A 15,794-nucleotide genomic window follows, 5' to 3' on the forward strand; every position below is an offset into this window, starting at 1 on the left:
CGACGGGCCGGGCGCCGCCACAGCTGTCGGGGACAATGACCGCGCGGCCGACGAAGTCCAGGATCACCTGCGCGATCACGTACCGTTGTCGCAGGTAGTCCGTGTTCGCGGCGGTTCGCGAACAAGTTGCTCGTGCAGGTTCCGACAGCATCGCCGTTGCGGCGGAAGGGAAACCGACATGCGTGCTTTGACCGTTGTGCCGAACCAGCCCGGATCGTTGCGCATCGAGGACGTGCCGGATCCGGTGCCGGGGCCGAACGAGCTGCTCGTCGACGGGATCTCGCTCGGCATCTGCGGTACCGACCGTGAGATCGCCTCGGGTGAGTACGGCTGGGCGCCGCCGGGACGGGACCGGCTGATCCTCGGGCACGAGTCGCTGGGCCGGGTGCGGAGCGCACCGGACGGAAGTGGTTTCGCCGCGGGCGATCTCGTCGTCGGGATCGTGCGCCGCCCCGATCCGGTGCCGTGTGGCGCGTGTGCGCGCGGCGAGTTCGACATGTGCCGCAACGGGGACTATGTGGAGCGCGGGATCAAGCAGATTGACGGGTTCGGGTCGAGCGAGTGGGTGGTGCCGGTCGATTACGCGGTGCGGCTCGATCCGTCGCTGGCTCAGGTCGGGGTGCTGATGGAGCCGACGACGGTGGTGGCCAAGGCGTGGGATCAGATCGAGAAGATCAACGGGCGGGCGTGGTTCGATCCGAAGACGGTGCTGGTCACCGGTGCGGGACCGATCGGTCTGCTGGCGGCGATGCTGGGTGCCCAGCGGGGGCTGGACGTGCATGTCCTGGACCGGTCGACGGAGGGTCCGAAGCCGGGGCTGGTGGCCGATCTCGGCGGGACCTTCCACACCGGTTCGGCCGCGGAGGTGGCCGAGAAGGTCGACCCGGATGTCGTGATCGAGGCGACCGGCGCACCGGCGGTGGCGTTGCAGGCCGCGAAGATCCACAATCCGGGCATGATCGTCTGCCTGACGGGGGTGTCCACCCCCGGTAACGACGCCTCGGTCGACGTCGGTGCGCTCAATCGCAACATCGTCCTCGACAACGCGGTGGTGTTCGGATCGGTCAACGCCAACCGGCACCACTACGAGCTGGCGGCGGAAGCGCTGGCGAAAGCCGACCCGGAGTGGCTGGGCCGGTTGATCACCCGGCGGCTGCCGTTGGAGCGGGCGCTCGAGGCGTTCGAGCCGGGTGACCACAGCGCTATCAAGGTCGTCATCGACCTGTGAGCAGTTAGATCTTGCAGCCGTCCGGGCCGCAGGTCTCACCGTCGGACCCGGCGGTGATCACCAGCGGTGCCGGGCGGTCGTTCCACGCGGTGGTGAGCGCGTGGGTGAACACCTCGGTCGGCTGAGCGCCGGAGACGGCGTACTTGTTGTCGAAGACGAAGAACGGCACGCCGGTCGCCCCGAGTTGCGTGGCTTCGCGTTCGTCCTGACGGACGGCGTCGGCGTAGGTGTCCGGGTCGGCGAGCACGGCGCGCACCGCGGCTTCGTCCAGGCCCGCGCGCACCGCGAGCGCGACAAGGCGTTCGGTGTCGGCGAAGACCGGTTCGGGCTCGGCAAAATTGCCCGCGTAGAGGGCGTCGAGCAGGGCGTCCTGCTTGCCCTGTTCGAGGGCGAAGTGCAGCAGGCGGTGCATGTCGAAGCTGTTGCCGTAGTCGCGGCCGGTGCTCTGGTAGGGCAGCCCGAGCTGGGCGGCCTGGGCGCCGATGGAGCGCTCGTTGGCGGCGGCCTGCTCGACGCTGATGCCGTATTTGGCGGCGATGCGCGGGATGACCGGGCCGGTCTCGCCTGCGGGCAGGCCGGGGTCGAGCTCGAAGGACCGGTGCACGACTTCGATGTCGTCGCGATGGTCGAAGCCTGCCAGCGCTTCCTCGAAGCGGGCCTTGCCGAGGTAGCAGAACGGGCAGTTGATGTCGGTCCAGATCTCTACTCTGGTGGTCAAGCGGGCCTCCTCCGGGCACACGAAAATCCGGCGGCGATCCGCCGGACATATCTGGACAGGCGTTCAAATTCTTGGGGTGTAACGCCGGCGACGAAGCCGCTATTCCCTGGCGCGTCCGGGCACGACGGGACGAGCACGAAGGAAAACCGATGGCGTTGGATCGACGGAGGGGGTGGGTGCAGGTGCCCGAAGGATTGGCGGTGCCCCGCGCACTGGGCGGATTGTGGGCGGTGCGGCACGCCCAGAGCGAGGCCAATGCCTGGTACGCCGACCCGGCGACCGAACTGCGGCCGATGCGCGGCACCGACGCCGAGATGGACCTGACCGAGTACGGGCAGTGGCAGGCCCGGCGTCTGGGCGACTGGCTGGCGGGGCTGTCCGGGACGCAGCGACCCGAGCTGGTGGTCTGCTCCCCCTACCTGCGCACCCGGCTGACCTGGGCGTTGATGGCAGAGGCCGCGGCCACCCGCAACCGGCACCTGCGACCGATCCGGACCTTGGTCGACGAACGGCTGCGCGACCGCGAGATGGGCGTGTTCGAACTGCACCCGTACAAGGCGATCCGCCGCCGCGCCCCCGAGGAGGCGGCCCGCAGGGAACGGGTCGGCAACTGGGTGTATCGCCCGCCCGGTGGCGAGTCGCTGGCCGACGTGGCGCTGCGGGTGCGCAGTTTCCTCGACGAACTGGACGTGGCCGCCGCGGGCGAGCAGGTCCTGGTGGTGACCCACGACGCGGTCGTGATGTCGATGCGCTACATCCTGGAAGGAGTGGGCGCGCCGGTACCGGATCACCTCGAGCCCGTCCCGAACGCGTCGGTGTCGCAGTGGCGGCGCGAAGGTCCGCGGCTGGGGCTGCGGGTGTGGGGCGAGGTCGGTCATCTCGCGGGCACCGAGCAGGTCGGCTGAGCTCGACGCACGCATGGCGCCTCGGCCCTGATGCCGATGTAGGGCCGATGGAAGAATGCTGGTCGTGCATATGGCGATCGGCTTGGTGGTTCTGGTCGGCTCGGCGACCGCGCTCGCGGCGCTGGCCCGGCGATTCGGGGTGTCGGAACCTCTCGTCCTGACCCTGGCCGGCGTCGCCGCCTCCTATGTGCCGATGGTGCCGCAGGTGCATCTCGAGCCCGAGGTGGTGCTGTTGGGTCTGCTGCCGCCGCTGCTCTACACGGCGGCGCTGCGCACCTCGCTGGTCGACTTCAAGGACAACCTGCGCACCATCGCGTCGCTGTCGGTGGGATTGGTGCTGTTCAGCACCTTCGCGGTGGCGCTGGTGGTGTGGTGGTTGCTGCCGGTGCCGTTCGCCGCGGCGGTGGCGCTTGGCGCGGTGGTCGCTCCCCCGGACGCGGTGGCGGCGACGGCGATCGCGCGCCGTACCGGGATGCCGCGCAGCATCGTGACCGTGCTCGAGGGCGAGTCGCTGTTCAACGACGCGACGGCGCTGGTGTCGCTGCGCGGGGCGATCGCGGCGATGGCAAGCGCGGTGACGGTGTGGCAGATCGGCGGTGACTTCCTGCTCGCCGCGGTCGGTGGCGCGGTGATCGGCGGGGCGGTCGCGGCGGGACTGGTGTTGCTGCGCAAGCGGATCAACGATCCGGTGCTCGACACCACGGTGTCGCTGCTCGCCCCGTTCGTCGCCTATCTGCCCGCCGAGCGCGTGCACGCCTCCGGCGTGATCGCGGTCGTGACCTGCGGGATGATCCTCGGTCACGGCGCGCAACGCTGGCAGGGCGCCGCGTCGCGGGTCGCGGAGACGACGAACTGGCGCACCATCCAGTTCATTCTGGAGAGCGCGGTCTTCCTGATCATCGGCCTGCAGGTGCGCTGGATCGTCGATGGCGCCTGGCACAGCGGCCTCGACCATCGCACCCTGCTGGTGACGGCGGTGGCGGTGCTCGCCACGGTGATGCTGGCGCGGCCCGTCTGGGTGTTCACCCCGGTCCTGGTCGCCCGGCTGTTCGGGCGCACGACCGAGCCGTTGAGCCACGCCGCGGTGGTGTCGTGGGCGGGGATGCGTGGCGTGGTGACCCTGGCGGCGGTGCTGTTGCTGCCCGCCACGACACCGCAGTTGCCGGTACTGGAGTTGCTCGCGCTGATGGTGGTCGGCGGCACGCTGCTGGTGCAGGGCACCTCGCTGCCGTGGCTGGTGCGGCTGCTGCGCCTGCGCGGGCCGAGCCGCGCGGAGGACGCGCTCGCGAAAGCCGATCTGCTGCAACAGGCTACGAGCGCGGGCCTGGCCGAACTGGACAAGCAGATCGGCCCCGACACGCCGGAACCGGTGGTCGAGTCGCTGCGGCAACGGCTGGTCTGGCGCACCAACGCGGCCTGGGAACGGCTGGGACGCCCCGAAGCCGAACAGATGACCCCGACCGCGGAGTACCGGCGCCTGCGGCTGGCGATGCTGGGCGCCGAACGCGATGCAGTGCTGCGGGTCCGCGATGCCGGGACGGTGGATTACGAGGTGCTCCAGCATGTGCTGGCGCGGCTCGATCTCGAGGAGTCGATGATCGATCGGTTCGACGAGGCCGACGAGGAACCGGGTGTCGAACCGCTCGCCGGTGCCGGGGCCGCCGACGGCTGCGCGCATCTCGAGCACGCGCCGCTGCTGCGGGAGCCGGTCGGTGAGCTGGTGTGCCGCCAGTGCGTCGAGGAGGGTCGGCCCTGGGTGCATCTGCGGATGTGCACCGATTGCGGAAATATCGGCTGCTGCGAGTCCTCGCTGGGCAACCATGCCAATGCCCACTTCGCGGCGACGGCGCATCCGGTGATGCGCAGCGTGGAGCCCGGGGAGGTCTGGCGCTGGTGCTACGTGGACGAGCTGCTCGGCTAGCGGCGGTGCGAGTAGATCAGGCGCGCGTATTCGGCGAGCAGGCGGTCCAGTTCGGTGGGTTCGCCGGTCGCGGCCAGCTGCTGGTAGCCGATCAGCATGGCCATCCCGAACTCGGTGACGACCGAGGCGGTCGCCTCGTCGCCGACGACGCTGTCGATGACGCGGTGCACGGTCCGCCTGCGTGACTCGTCGACCCGCTTGACCGTCACGTGTACCGACTCGTCGTTGGCCGCCCAGGCGCGCAGCGCGGCTTCGGCGCCGTGTTCGAGACCGCTGGCCAGCGCTGACATGGCGCGCACGTCGGCATCGGGATCGCCATGGCCGACATCCAGCGCGCGTAGCTCGACCATCTGCCGGGTCTCCCAGTGCTCCAACAGCGTGTCCACGAAGCCCTGCCACGAGCCGAAGTGGTGGTAGAACGAGCCGCTGGTGACACCGAGGCGACGGCACAGCACACCGATGTTGAGACCTTTGAAGCCGAACTCGGCGAGCACCGCCACAGCGGTGTCGTAGTACTGCTCCTTGGTGACCACTCGGGACATCGCGATGCCGATCTGTTCGTGCGGACAGGGCCGAAGAATGCGAACAGTACCCGATCGTAACGAGGACTCGTGCGAGCACAACGAAGTCTATGCTGTGGCGGAATCTTCAGAAGCGATCTCGAAATACCAAGTGCTGGAACAGAATACGTGTACTACCAGCTGATGAGAGCACCCGAATGGAATAACAGAGCAGACGCTCTGTAAACTTTTGTTCATGCCGAGACCGCGCACTCACGACCCGGAGACCGTGCTGGACGCCGCCGAGAACATCGCCGCCCGCTCCGGTCCCGCCGCGGTGACCGTGCGCGCCGTCGCCGCCGCGACCGGAGTCTCCAACGGCGCGCTGTACCACACCTTCGCCTCCCGTCAGGAAGTGCTGGCGCGCACCTGGTTACGCGCGGCCCGCCGCTTCCTGGCCCTGCAAGCCACCGACATCGACCGCGCCGTCGAGGCCACCGACCCGAGCGCCAGGATCGACGCGGTCGTCGATGCCGCCGAGACCCCGGCGCGTCTGGCCGACACCCACCCCGACTCGGCCCGCCTGCTGATGCTCGTCGACCGCGCGGACCTGCTCATCGGTGACCTGCCGGCCGACCTCGCGCGCGAGATCGCCGCCACCGAGAAGGCCCTGCTCACCGCGCTGAAACGGCTCGCGCGCGCCCTGTGGGGTCGCGCCGACCGGCGCGGCGTCGCCACCGTCACCACCTGCCTTGTCGACCTGCCGACCGCGCTGCTGCTGCGCCGCGACCGGCTCACCGATCCCCTGGCCCGCAGACAGTTGCGTGCCGCCGTCCGTGCCGTGCTCGAACTCGGCCCCCGCTGAAAGGAACCATCCATGCCCACCCTGCGCCACCACGACGCGATCGCGATCCTCGACCTCGGCGACGGGGAGAACCGCTTCTCCCCCGACTTCATGGCCGAGGTGCACACCCACCTCGACGCCGCCGTCGCCGCGGGCGCCGCCGCCCTGGTGACCACCGCGACCGGCAAGATCTACTCCAACGGCCTGGACCTGGACTGGCTGTCCGCCAACGGCGACCACGCCGCAGAATACGTCGAAGCCGTGCACACCCTCTTCGGCCGGATGCTCACCCTGCCGATGCCGACCGTCGCCGCGATCGGCGGCCACGCCTTCGGAGCGGGCGCCATGCTGGCGATCGCGCACGACTACCGGGTGATGCGCGCCGATCGCGGCTTCTTCTGTTTCCCCGAGGCCGACATCCGTATCCCGTTCACCAACGGCATGGCCGCCCTGATCCAGGCCAAGGTGCCCCCGAAGACGGCGATCGCCGCGATGACCACGGCCCGCCGCTACGGTGGCACCGACGCGCTCGCGGCCGACCTGGTCGACGCCGCGGTCGCCGAGTCCGAGGTCCTCGATACCGCGCTGGCGATGGTCGCGCCGCTGGGCGGCAAGGATCAGGGCACGCTCACCGCGATCAAGTCGGTGATGTTCGCCGATGTCCTGGACGCGTTGCGCGGCAAGGACTGACGGCGATCACGGCAGCCGGGGGCCCTTGCCCAGATAGACGTCACCACGATCGTCACTGGCCCAGCCGCCCCCGGTGTAGTCGCCGAGCACGAAACACGCGTCGCAGAACTGCTTGCCGAACACCGACAGGTAGATGCTGCGATAGGAGCTGATCGCCCGCATCTTCACCGACTTGTAGGCCGCCTGGGCGCTCGGCTGCGCCTCCAGGAACGCGTACCGGCGGAAATCGGCGACCGGTTCGGTGGAGAAGCGGACCAGCCCGAGCCTGCGGAGATTGCCCAGATAGTGGTGATCACGTTCGGGCAGTGCGCATCCGGCCATGTAGGCGATCATGTTGATGCCGTCGGCCAGGCGCTGCGAACCGATCCCGAACGGCGCCTTGGTGCGGATATCGATCGCCGGCTGCGGACCGGCGACGGCGAGGAAACGCAGGATGCGGGCCTCGTCGGGGGTGAGGTCGTGCAGGATCGGCACGAACGAGGGGTGCAGATCGCGGGGCTGCTGCGCCGAATCCCAGCCCTCGGTGATCATCGCGTCGCCCATCGCCTTGAGGTCCTCGGCCTCGACACCGGATTCGACAGTGCCGTACACGCCGGAGGCGGTGCTGGTCAGGCCGAGCGCGCTGAGCGCGATCCGGCGCAGCGATTCGACCCGCTGGTCGATGATCTGCGATATCGGTTCGCCCGCGCGGATGTCGTCGGCGAGATCGGTGGCGGTGTGCAACGCGCCCTTGGTGACCGCACCGACGATGTGGCGCAACGACAGTCCGGCGATGCGCGCCAATCCGGCCAGGTCGGTGGGAATCCCGGGCTCGGGGACGGGTTCGGGAAGGTTCTCGCGCTCGTCCATGCTCACACTCCGAAGACCAGCAGGTGCAGGGAGCCGACGAGGACACCGAGCGCGCCACCGTGCGCGTACAGCAGCCAGGCGTCCTGTTCGATGGCGGTGTAGAGCATTTCGACGAACTCGTCGGGCGGCAGTTCGCGCAGTTTCTCGGTGGCCAGCTGGTCGACGCTGGCCGCGGTCGTCTGGGAGAACTCGACGTCCTCGACCAGCCACGGCTTCAGCTCCGTCGCCAGGCTCGCACCCGCCGTCGCCTGGATCGCGTCGAACTGGCGTGGCCCGACCGCCAGGCGGGTCACCGATCGCAGCGGCCCGAGTACCCGGTCGATCTCGGCCTTGAGGAAGTGCGCGATGACGGCGCGGGTCTTGTCGCCGCTCGGCCCGTCGAGGAGCTGTTCGGTCACGACATCGAGCGTGACGATCTGGTAGCCGATCGCGTGTCCGAGATCGGCTGCGGCCTGATGCTGACGTTTCGCGAATTTCGCGACGCCCCACGGGTATTTGTAGCGCGGCTGCGGTGTCGCAGGCTCGAACACCACCTTGATCGCGATGATGTTGACGAGCATGCCGACGACCGCGCCACCGAGGAGCACCCACATCCACGCGGGCAGGAAATGCAGGATGGTGTAGAGCCAGCCCGGCAGGGAGATCAGGGCGGGCGTGTCCCCGTGCGGGGTGCTGTAGTGCAGCAACGACAACCACAGGGCCACGATCACACCGAACGGAAGACCGAGCACACCGCTGCGGATCATGAACCGCAGTTCCGGCGCGCCGAGCCCGTAGATGACGTCCTTGAGGAGTTCGGGGCGCCGCCGCAGATAGCCGACGACCATCAGCTTCACATCGAGCAACTGGTTGATATTGGCGCCGATGAAATCGAAGGCGCGGTCGGTGATCGCGGGCAGTTCCGCTTCGACCGTCGAGTACACGACTTCGCGTGCGCGCGGCGGCATGTCGGCCCACAGCTGCGGATGCTCGGTGATCATGATCGAATCGACCATCGACCGCACGTTCGGCAATGCCACCTGCGCGACCTGCGCGGAGATCTTGCGCGGATCCATCTGGTCGAAGAAGTCTTTCGCGGTCCCGATCTTGGCGACGGCATTGTCGACCATCAGGCTCGCCATCTTCTCCGCGCGAGCCGGGATGAAACCCTGGAAGCCGAGAATGCCGCCGGGCGCGAACGTCGGCAGGATCTGCACCTTGCGCGGGAGCAGCGGGAAGATCGTCTTGAGGCCGGGCACATAGAACCCGGTGAACCGCACCGGCGCGAACAACATGATCACCCCGGTCCAGTTGGTGATGAGACCGGCCATGGCACTGAAGATCGGAATGCTGATCATGTCGACCCAGAACTTGCTCAGGCCGGTCGTCTTCTCCCAGTCGAGCAGGCCGAAGAAGCCCGCCGCTTCGATCCCAGCATTCATCCAGCGTCCACTCCGTTGTATTCCGAACCTCGCGCGTCCGGTCATCATAAGTGACCGAACAGTAGGTTCCGGGCAAGTTTGCTGGTTACCCGTTAAACCGGAGCAAACCTGAAATCAGCCCGATACCACGGAGTTCATCGCGTACAGTGCCGGCGGATTCGTCGGCCCGCCGTTCACGCGTGGGTGGTGTTCACCAACAGCAGGTTGGTGTCGATATCGTGGGTGACCTTGTTGGCGACCGAACCCAACAGCCGTGCGGGACCGCTCATTCCGCGATTGCCGATGACCACCAGGTCGTATTTCCAGGCCGCGTTGCAGATCGCCTCCGCCGCGGGAACCCCGGTCAGCACGTCGCGGCCGAACAGTTCCGGATCATCGACCTCGGCGGCGCCTTCGACGTCGATGAGCGTCGCGGCGCCGTCGTCGTCGGTTTTGGCCGAGGTCACCAGGAACGGGCGCGCGCCGAGGGCGACCGCGACGTCGTAACCGCGGCGCACCGCGGTGATCGAGCTGGCCGATCCGTCGGTGGTGAGCCCGACCGTGGTCCACCGCTTCGGGATCTTGTGGGTGAACACGACATCGGATTCGCTGTGGTGGGACACATGATTGGCGGTCGAACCGAGCAGTCGCGCCTTCGAACTGCCCAGGCTACCGCCGCCGATGACGAGCAGGGTGCCGGGTTCTCCAGCGGCGACCTCCAGCAGGACCGCGCCCGCGGTGCCGGGAAGCTCGAGGCACCGCACGTCGGGCAGGCCCGCGTCGAGCAGCGCTTCGGCGGCGGCCGCGGTGACCGCTTCGGCCCACGCGGAATCGGTGCCCGCCTTGAGCGTCGCTTCCTTCCAGACGCTGACCACCGTCACCGTGAGATCGAGCTTGAGTGCGAGCTCCCCGGCGACCGCGACGGCCGTCCGCGCGGATTCCGAGCCGTTGGACCCCACCACGATGCGCTGGTACCCCATGTGACGCTCTCCGATCGACGGCAGGTCAGCTGCGCTTGGCCACAGTATAAACGCCGCACACTCCCGGCAACCGTCTCGCGTGGCTCACTCGCCGGTGCGCAGATGCCGGTCGAAGAAGGCGAAGATCCGCTGCCAGGCGTCGTCGGTGGCCGCCTCGTCGTAGCCGAGTCCGATGCGTTGCAGCACCGCGTTTCCCGGCAGGATATTGGCGAAGCTGTGGGTGGCGTTCGGGTAGGTCTTGATGTCGTGCTCGACGCCGTTGGCGGTCAGCGCGGCTTCGAGCTTGCCCGCAGCGCCGGGCAGTGACGGATCGAGCCTGCCGTAGCTGGCAACCACCGGGCACGCGCCGTCGAGCAGTGATTTGTAGTCGCCGTAGAGACCGCCGTAGAACGGGGCCGAGGCGTGGAAACCCTGCGGTGCGGTGAGCAGCGCGAAACCGCCGCCGAGGCAGAAGCCGAGGACCGCGATGCGGCCGGTGCAGTCGGGGTCGGCGGCGAGCCGGTCGCGGGCGGCGAGGATCTCCCCCACCGCGGGGCCATCGCCGGTGAACGCCAGCGCACGGAACGCCTGCTGGATGCAGCGGGCGCGGCCACGGGTGAACAGGTTCGGCGCGATCGCCAGATAGCCGTGACCGGTGACGATGTCGAGTTGATGGCGCAGATCGGCATTCAGGCCGAGGCCGTCGTGCAGGACGACGACACCCGGCCACGGGCCCGCCCCCTGCGGGCGCGCGATCAGCACCTCGAGCTGTCCGGCGGGACTTTCGATCTCGATCGATTCCATCCCTCGAATCTAGAGTCCGCGCCCGCGATCCGTCACCGATCGGTCGGCGCGTCGCTGATCGGAGGTTCGGGCAGGTATCGAGCACCGCTCCCGAACGCTGACGATTCGAGGGTCGCCCAGAGCGCGGTCAGCGCCCGTTCCCGGCGCGCGGTCGACCACGGGCGCCCCTCGTCGAAGCCGGTGACCACCAGCCCGTCGACCACCACATCGAGGACGTCGCACACGGCTTCGATATCGGTCTCGGCAATGCCCGCGTCGGCCAGCAGACGCCGGATACAACCGTCCCACCAGTCGTTGAACAGATCGAGTTCGGCGCGCAGAACGGGTTCGGCATGACTCCCGAGCACGAGCGCCAGCCACACCCGGTGCGTCTGCTCATCGGGAGTCAGCACCGCCCATTCGATCAGTGCGCGCAGGGCCGCCGCACCCGTCCTGCCTTGCACGTCGAGCACCGCCTCGCCCTCGGCGCGGCGCAGGTCGATCTGACGACGAATCGCGGTGCGCAGCATATTGTCTCGGCCGCCCACATAGTGGGTCACGACCGAGGTGGACGCGCCGATGCGATCGGCCACCGCACGGATTGTCACCGCGCCGAACCCCTCGTCCACCGCGAGGGACAGTACGGCTTCACCGACGGCGACGAGTCGGGCCGCGGTATCGACCTGTCGAGGCATAGCCACAGCCTACCCGGTTATGCAACACTTGTTCTACAACATGCGTTGCATAACCGGGAGTAGTCATGGAAGAGGCAACAGTCGTCATCGTCGGGGCAGGATTCGCCGGACTGACCGCGGCACGGGCCCTGCGATCGCGCGGCGTGGACGTTCTCGTGCTCGAGTCGGCGGATCGGGTGGGCGGGCGCGCGTTCACCGTGCGATCCGGCGCGGGCACGCCGGTCGATCTGGGTGGCCAGTGGATCGGTCACGATCACACACGAGTGACCGCGCTCGCGACGGAATTCGGGATGCGCCTGTTCCCCACCCCCGCTCAGGGAACACCACTGCTGGTCGACGGCGGTCGCAAGGTCGGGTCCGCGCCGCTGACCACACTCTCGGCCGGGCTGGCACTGCTGCGACTGGAGATGTTGTCCCGCTTACCTTTCCGCGCGAAGACCGATCGGGTGACCGTGGCCGACTGGATCGCACGGATTCCAGGTCGTCGGGCGCGGCGGCTCCTCGACGTCATCCTGTCCGAAGCGCTGGCGTGTGACCTCGACCGAGTGTCGGTGGGGGCGCTCGGTACCGGACTCCGGTCGGCGGGTGGGTTGCGGGTCATGCTCGGAACTGCCGGTGGCGCACAGGAATCGCTGCTATCCGGCGGGGTCGGGGGTCTCGCCGACGCACTGGCGGCCGAACTCGGGCCGGTGGTGCACCTGAGTCGCCCGGTCACGGCCATGACACGGACGGCCGACGGTGTCCGGGTGGATACCCCGTCCGGACCGGTCCGTGCACTCCGGGCGATCGTCACCGCGCCGCCGCCGATCGCCGCCGCGATCGGACACGAGCCGCCGCTGCCCGCGCAACGTCTGCTGGCTCAGACCAGTACCTCGATGGGCACGATCTATAAGGCGATCGCGGTCTACGACACCCCGTTCTGGCGCGAGGACGGTTACAGCGGAGAAGTTCTCGACCTGAGCGGTCCGGTTCCCGCCGCATTCGATGCCTCACCGGACGACGGCCCGGGCCACCTGTGCGTATTGGTCCCCGGCCGCTCCGCGCGCGCTCTGGATCGGCTCTCGGCGGACGATCGCCGGAACACCGTGCTGGGCTCTCTGGCTCATCATTTCGGTCGGCGGACGATGAATCCCCTGAGTTGGCATGAGAAGTCGTGGCATCACGATCCGCATGTGGGTGGCGGCTACAGCGCGATTCCGATGCCGGGGGCGCTCCACGCCCTGACGCATGCGGCCAGGCCGACCGGTCCGATCCATTGGGCAGGCACCGAAACCGCACCGCGGTGGACCGGGTATCTCGAGGGTGCGGTGCGGTCGGGAGAGCGCGCGGCCGGGGAGGTTGCGGCCGCCCTCCGAGCGGAGCCCGAGCAGACGGAGGTCGCGGGTCGCCCGCGACCTCTCAGAGGGTGACGCCCAGCAGCGCGTCCACCGCGTCACGCACCAGCGCGGGGGCCGCGGGATCGGCGCCGCCGTAGGTCAGCGCCTGCGTCGCCCAGTTGTCGATCGCGTCGAGCGCCTTGGGGGTGTCCAGGTCGTCGGCCAGGTGCTGACGCAGCCGGGCGACGGTGTCGGCCGCCGACGGGCCGCCGGCCAGGGCGACGGCGTCACGCCAGCGGGCCAGGCGGGTCTGCGCGTCGGTGAGCACCTCGTCGGTCCACATCCGGTCCTGGCGGTAGTGCCCGGCGAGCAGGCCGAGCCGGATCGCGGCCGGGTCGACGCCCGAGCGGCGCAGCTTCGACACCAGCACGAGGTTGCCCTTGGACTTCGACATCTTCTCGCCGTCGAGACCGATCAGTCCGGCGTGCACGTAGTGGCGGGCGAAGCGGCGGGTGCCGGTGATCGCCTCGGCGTGCGCGGCGGAGTATTCGTGGTGCGGATAGATCAGATCCGAGCCGCCGCCCTGGACGTCGAACTCGGTGCCGATCCGGTTGAGGGCGATCGCCGCACACTCGATATGCCAGCCGGGACGCCCCGCACCGAACGGCGCCTGCCAGGACGGTTCATCAGGGCGCTCGGCACGCCACAGCAGCGCGTCGATGGTGTCGCGCTTGCCGGGGCGGTCGGGGTCGCCGCCGCGTTCGGCGAACAGCTGATCCATGGTGGCGCGGTCGTAGCCGGACTCGTAGCCGAACTGCTCGGTGGCGTCGGTCCGGAAGTAGATGTCGGGGTATTCGGCGTCGTCGACCTGGTAGGCGGCGCCGGCGGCGAGCAGCTTCTGCACCAGTTCCACCACCTCCTCGACCGACTCGATGGCGCCGATGTAGTCGCGCGGCGGGAGCACCTGCAGAGCGGTCATGTCCTCGCGGAACAGCTCGATCTCGGAGGTGCCGAGGTCGCGCCAGTCGACGCCGTCGCGGGCGGCGCGTTCGAACAGCGGGTCGTCGACGTCGGTGACGTTCTGCACGTAGTGCACGTCGTGGCCCGCGTCGCGCCACAGCCGGTTGACCAGGTCGAACGTCAGGTAGGTGGCGGCGTGACCGAGGTGGGTGGCGTCGTAGGGAGTGATGCCGCAGACGTACATCTTCGCGGTCGCGCCGGGGGTGACCGGGCGGACCTGGCGATCGGCGGTGTCGTACAACCGCAACGGCGGCCCTGCTCCGGGGACGGTCGGTAGGGCGATATCGGACCAGGACTGCATGATTCGAGGGTAGAGCCCCCGCCGAGGCGACCGATCCGCGGCCCGGTCAGGCGGTTGCTCGCGGTGTCGCTCGCGCGGCCCGCTACCTGCACACAAACGTGTTCCGGCGTTCCCGTCAAGGGTTGCACTCAGGCAGATCCGCAGGTCACGGACCTGATGGAGCGGATCGTCGACATCGGTACCCACGACCTGGGCTGATGGTTGCGGAGATGACGAGCATCGCGAGCATTGTCACATGCCACAACTCCCTAACATTCCCTATTGCTCCCTATAGATACATTCGTTTAGGGTAGTTTCATGACGGATCGCCTCTATTCGGTGGAGCAGGTCGCCGAATTACTCGGACTGCATGTCCGCACCGTGCGCAGCTACGTCCGCGACGGCAAACTGCCCGCAGCCCGCATCGGCAAGCAGTACCGGATCGCCCACGACGACCTCGAGGCGTTCACCGGCCTGCCGATCACCGCACCGCAGACACCGGAGGCGACCGGCAGACACGCCGAGGCCTCCTGCATCGTCGAGATCGACGCCGTCGACCGCACCACCGCGGACCGGATCACCACGCTGCTCACCGCCACGGCGGCGACCCGCGGCCCCGGCGGCACGCCACTGCGCGTGGAAACCAGCTACGACCCGGGGCGATCGCGCCTCAAGGTCATCCTGCTCGGCGGTCTCACCGACACCGCCCGGCTGCTCGACTACATGGACGGAGTCCTCACCTCATGACCGGCATCTACAAGTCCACCGAAGGCCGACGGGTCGTCGAACAGCGCTACCGCGAGCACCTCGACGCCTGGCCGGTACCGCGCGAGGAACTGCGCATCGGCACCGGCGCCGGTGAGACGTTCGTTGTCGCCTCCGGCCCCGTCGACGCGCCGCCGCTGGTTCTGCTGCACGGCTCGGGCGCCAACACCACGGCCTGGCGCGGTGACGTCGCCGACTGGGCGACCCGATACCGCGTGTATGCCGTCGACCTGCCCGGCGAGCCGGGCTTCAGCGCGCCGACCCGGCTGCCGCTGGACAGCGACGCGACCGCGAGCTGGCTCGACGAGGTCATCGACGGCCTCGGACTCGACACGGTCGCGCTGGCGGGCATGTCGCTCGGCGGCTGGACGGCGCTCGACTATGTGCTGCGCAGGCCGGGCCGCGTCACCGCGCTGGTCCTGCTGTGCCCCGGCGGGCTCGGTGGTCAACGATTCGGGTGGCTGGTGAAGGGCATGCTGCTGGGTCTGGTCGGCCGTGGCAGTGTGCGCGATTCCGCACGGACTGTGCTCGGTCTCGACGACGCGACGGCCGGCCCGATCCTCGACGATGTCGAACTGATCTTCGACCACTTCAAGCCGCGCACCGGGCGTCTGCCCCTCTTCGGCGACGAGCGACTGCGCACGGTGGACATTCCGGTGCTGGTGATCGTCGGCGATCGCGACGTGCTGTTCGATTCGGCACGCACCGCCGAACGTGCCCGCGGCGGATTCACGCGGGGCGAGGTGCGCCTGCTGCCCGATGTCGGTCACGGGGTGTTCGGTCAGACCGCGACGATCAGGGAGTTCCTCGGCGCGCACTCCGGTCGACCGGAGTGACGGTGACGAGTTCGGTGTCGCCGCGCGTCGGGTGCGGCGACACCGAACGCACCGGCTGTTCACGCCAGGGCGTAGCACCTGGCTG

16 protein-coding genes are annotated in these 15,794 nt (G+C 68.9%); 8 read left to right on the forward strand and 8 right to left on the reverse strand.

Features of this window, described 5'->3' with window-relative positions:
• The first annotated feature begins 178 nt into the window (after positions 1-178).
• Positions 179-1,228 carry a glucose 1-dehydrogenase gene (locus ACFWF2_RS13300; protein ID WP_379307708.1) on the forward strand — a complete coding sequence of 350 codons (1,050 nt, stop codon included), beginning with the start codon at positions 179-181 and terminating at the stop codon, positions 1,226-1,228.
• 4 nt (positions 1,229-1,232) lie between these two features.
• Here ACFWF2_RS13300 and ACFWF2_RS13305 read toward each other — a convergent pair whose 3' ends face one another.
• Positions 1,233-1,946: a DsbA family oxidoreductase gene (locus ACFWF2_RS13305; RefSeq protein WP_379307709.1), complete on the reverse strand. Its 714-nt coding sequence runs from the start codon at positions 1,944-1,946 to the stop codon at positions 1,233-1,235.
• A gap of 176 nt (positions 1,947-2,122) precedes the next feature.
• Between ACFWF2_RS13305 and ACFWF2_RS13310 the strand changes: the two genes are divergently transcribed.
• Positions 2,123-2,851, forward strand: a complete 729-nt coding sequence (locus ACFWF2_RS13310; RefSeq protein WP_379307710.1) for a histidine phosphatase family protein — start codon at positions 2,123-2,125, stop codon at positions 2,849-2,851.
• A gap of 55 nt (positions 2,852-2,906) precedes the next feature.
• The gene (locus tag ACFWF2_RS13315) at positions 2,907-4,772 is read left to right on the forward strand and encodes a Na+/H+ antiporter (RefSeq protein ID WP_379307711.1); all 1,866 of its coding nucleotides are present in this window, start codon (positions 2,907-2,909) and stop codon (positions 4,770-4,772) included.
• Here the strand turns inward: ACFWF2_RS13315 and ACFWF2_RS13320 are convergent.
• Positions 4,769-5,314: a TetR/AcrR family transcriptional regulator gene (locus tag ACFWF2_RS13320; RefSeq protein ID WP_379307712.1), complete on the reverse strand. Its 546-nt coding sequence runs from the start codon at positions 5,312-5,314 to the stop codon at positions 4,769-4,771. The genes ACFWF2_RS13315 and ACFWF2_RS13320 overlap by 4 nt on opposite strands.
• Positions 5,315-5,528: 214 nt before the next feature.
• Between ACFWF2_RS13320 and ACFWF2_RS13325 the strand changes: the two genes are divergently transcribed.
• Positions 5,529-6,137, forward strand: a complete 609-nt coding sequence (locus ACFWF2_RS13325; RefSeq protein WP_379307713.1) for a TetR family transcriptional regulator — start codon at positions 5,529-5,531, stop codon at positions 6,135-6,137.
• A gap of 12 nt (positions 6,138-6,149) precedes the next feature.
• Positions 6,150-6,806 (forward strand): enoyl-CoA hydratase-related protein, encoded by a 657-nt coding sequence (locus ACFWF2_RS13330; RefSeq protein WP_379307714.1) that lies wholly within the window; start codon positions 6,150-6,152, stop codon positions 6,804-6,806.
• Positions 6,807-6,812: 6 nt separating this feature from the next.
• Here ACFWF2_RS13330 and ACFWF2_RS13335 read toward each other — a convergent pair whose 3' ends face one another.
• The 5 genes from ACFWF2_RS13335 to ACFWF2_RS13355 all read right to left on the reverse strand — a co-directional run bounded on the left by ACFWF2_RS13335 (position 6,813) and on the right by ACFWF2_RS13355 (position 11,492).
• Positions 6,813-7,655, reverse strand: coding sequence for an Abi-alpha family protein (locus tag ACFWF2_RS13335; protein ID WP_379307715.1), 843 nt, complete (start codon positions 7,653-7,655; stop codon positions 6,813-6,815).
• A 2-nt stretch (positions 7,656-7,657) separates the two neighbouring features.
• The gene (locus tag ACFWF2_RS13340) at positions 7,658-9,076 is read right to left on the reverse strand and encodes a hypothetical protein (protein ID WP_379307716.1); all 1,419 of its coding nucleotides are present in this window, start codon (positions 9,074-9,076) and stop codon (positions 7,658-7,660) included.
• A 173-nt stretch (positions 9,077-9,249) separates the two neighbouring features.
• On the reverse strand, positions 9,250-10,035 hold the full coding sequence (locus ACFWF2_RS13345) for a universal stress protein (protein WP_379307717.1): 786 nt from the start codon (positions 10,033-10,035) through the stop codon (positions 9,250-9,252).
• Between the two features lie 84 nt (positions 10,036-10,119).
• Entirely contained in the window at positions 10,120-10,818 is a 699-nt protein-coding gene (locus ACFWF2_RS13350) for a dienelactone hydrolase family protein (protein ID WP_379307718.1), read from the reverse strand.
• A gap of 32 nt (positions 10,819-10,850) precedes the next feature.
• Positions 10,851-11,492, reverse strand: a complete 642-nt coding sequence (locus ACFWF2_RS13355) for a TetR/AcrR family transcriptional regulator (RefSeq protein ID WP_379307719.1) — start codon at positions 11,490-11,492, stop codon at positions 10,851-10,853.
• A gap of 65 nt (positions 11,493-11,557) precedes the next feature.
• On the opposite strand from ACFWF2_RS13355, the gene ACFWF2_RS13360 reads away from it, so the two are divergent.
• Positions 11,558-12,901 (forward strand): flavin monoamine oxidase family protein, encoded by a 1,344-nt coding sequence (locus ACFWF2_RS13360; RefSeq protein ID WP_379307720.1) that lies wholly within the window; start codon positions 11,558-11,560, stop codon positions 12,899-12,901.
• On the opposite strand, the gene mshC is transcribed toward ACFWF2_RS13360, so the two are convergent.
• The gene (gene mshC, locus ACFWF2_RS13365) at positions 12,891-14,129 is read right to left on the reverse strand and encodes a cysteine--1-D-myo-inosityl 2-amino-2-deoxy-alpha-D-glucopyranoside ligase (RefSeq protein ID WP_379307721.1); all 1,239 of its coding nucleotides are present in this window, start codon (positions 14,127-14,129) and stop codon (positions 12,891-12,893) included. The two genes, ACFWF2_RS13360 and mshC, sit on opposite strands and share 11 nt — an antisense overlap.
• Before the next feature lie 297 nt (positions 14,130-14,426).
• Here mshC and ACFWF2_RS13370 point away from each other — a divergent pair, with 297 nt between their 5' ends.
• Positions 14,427-14,855: a helix-turn-helix domain-containing protein gene (locus ACFWF2_RS13370; protein ID WP_379307722.1), complete on the forward strand. Its 429-nt coding sequence runs from the start codon at positions 14,427-14,429 to the stop codon at positions 14,853-14,855.
• A complete protein-coding gene (locus ACFWF2_RS13375) occupies positions 14,852-15,709 on the forward strand; it encodes an alpha/beta fold hydrolase (protein ID WP_379307723.1) in 858 nt (285 codons plus the stop codon). The genes ACFWF2_RS13370 and ACFWF2_RS13375 overlap by 4 nt, the downstream gene beginning before the upstream one ends.
• Positions 15,710-15,794 lie beyond the last annotated feature (85 nt).

Origin of the sequence: Nocardia sp. NPDC060259, assembly GCF_042728775.1 — a bacterium.
In the GTDB taxonomy this organism is placed as follows: Bacteria; Actinomycetota; Actinomycetes; order Mycobacteriales; family Mycobacteriaceae; genus Nocardia.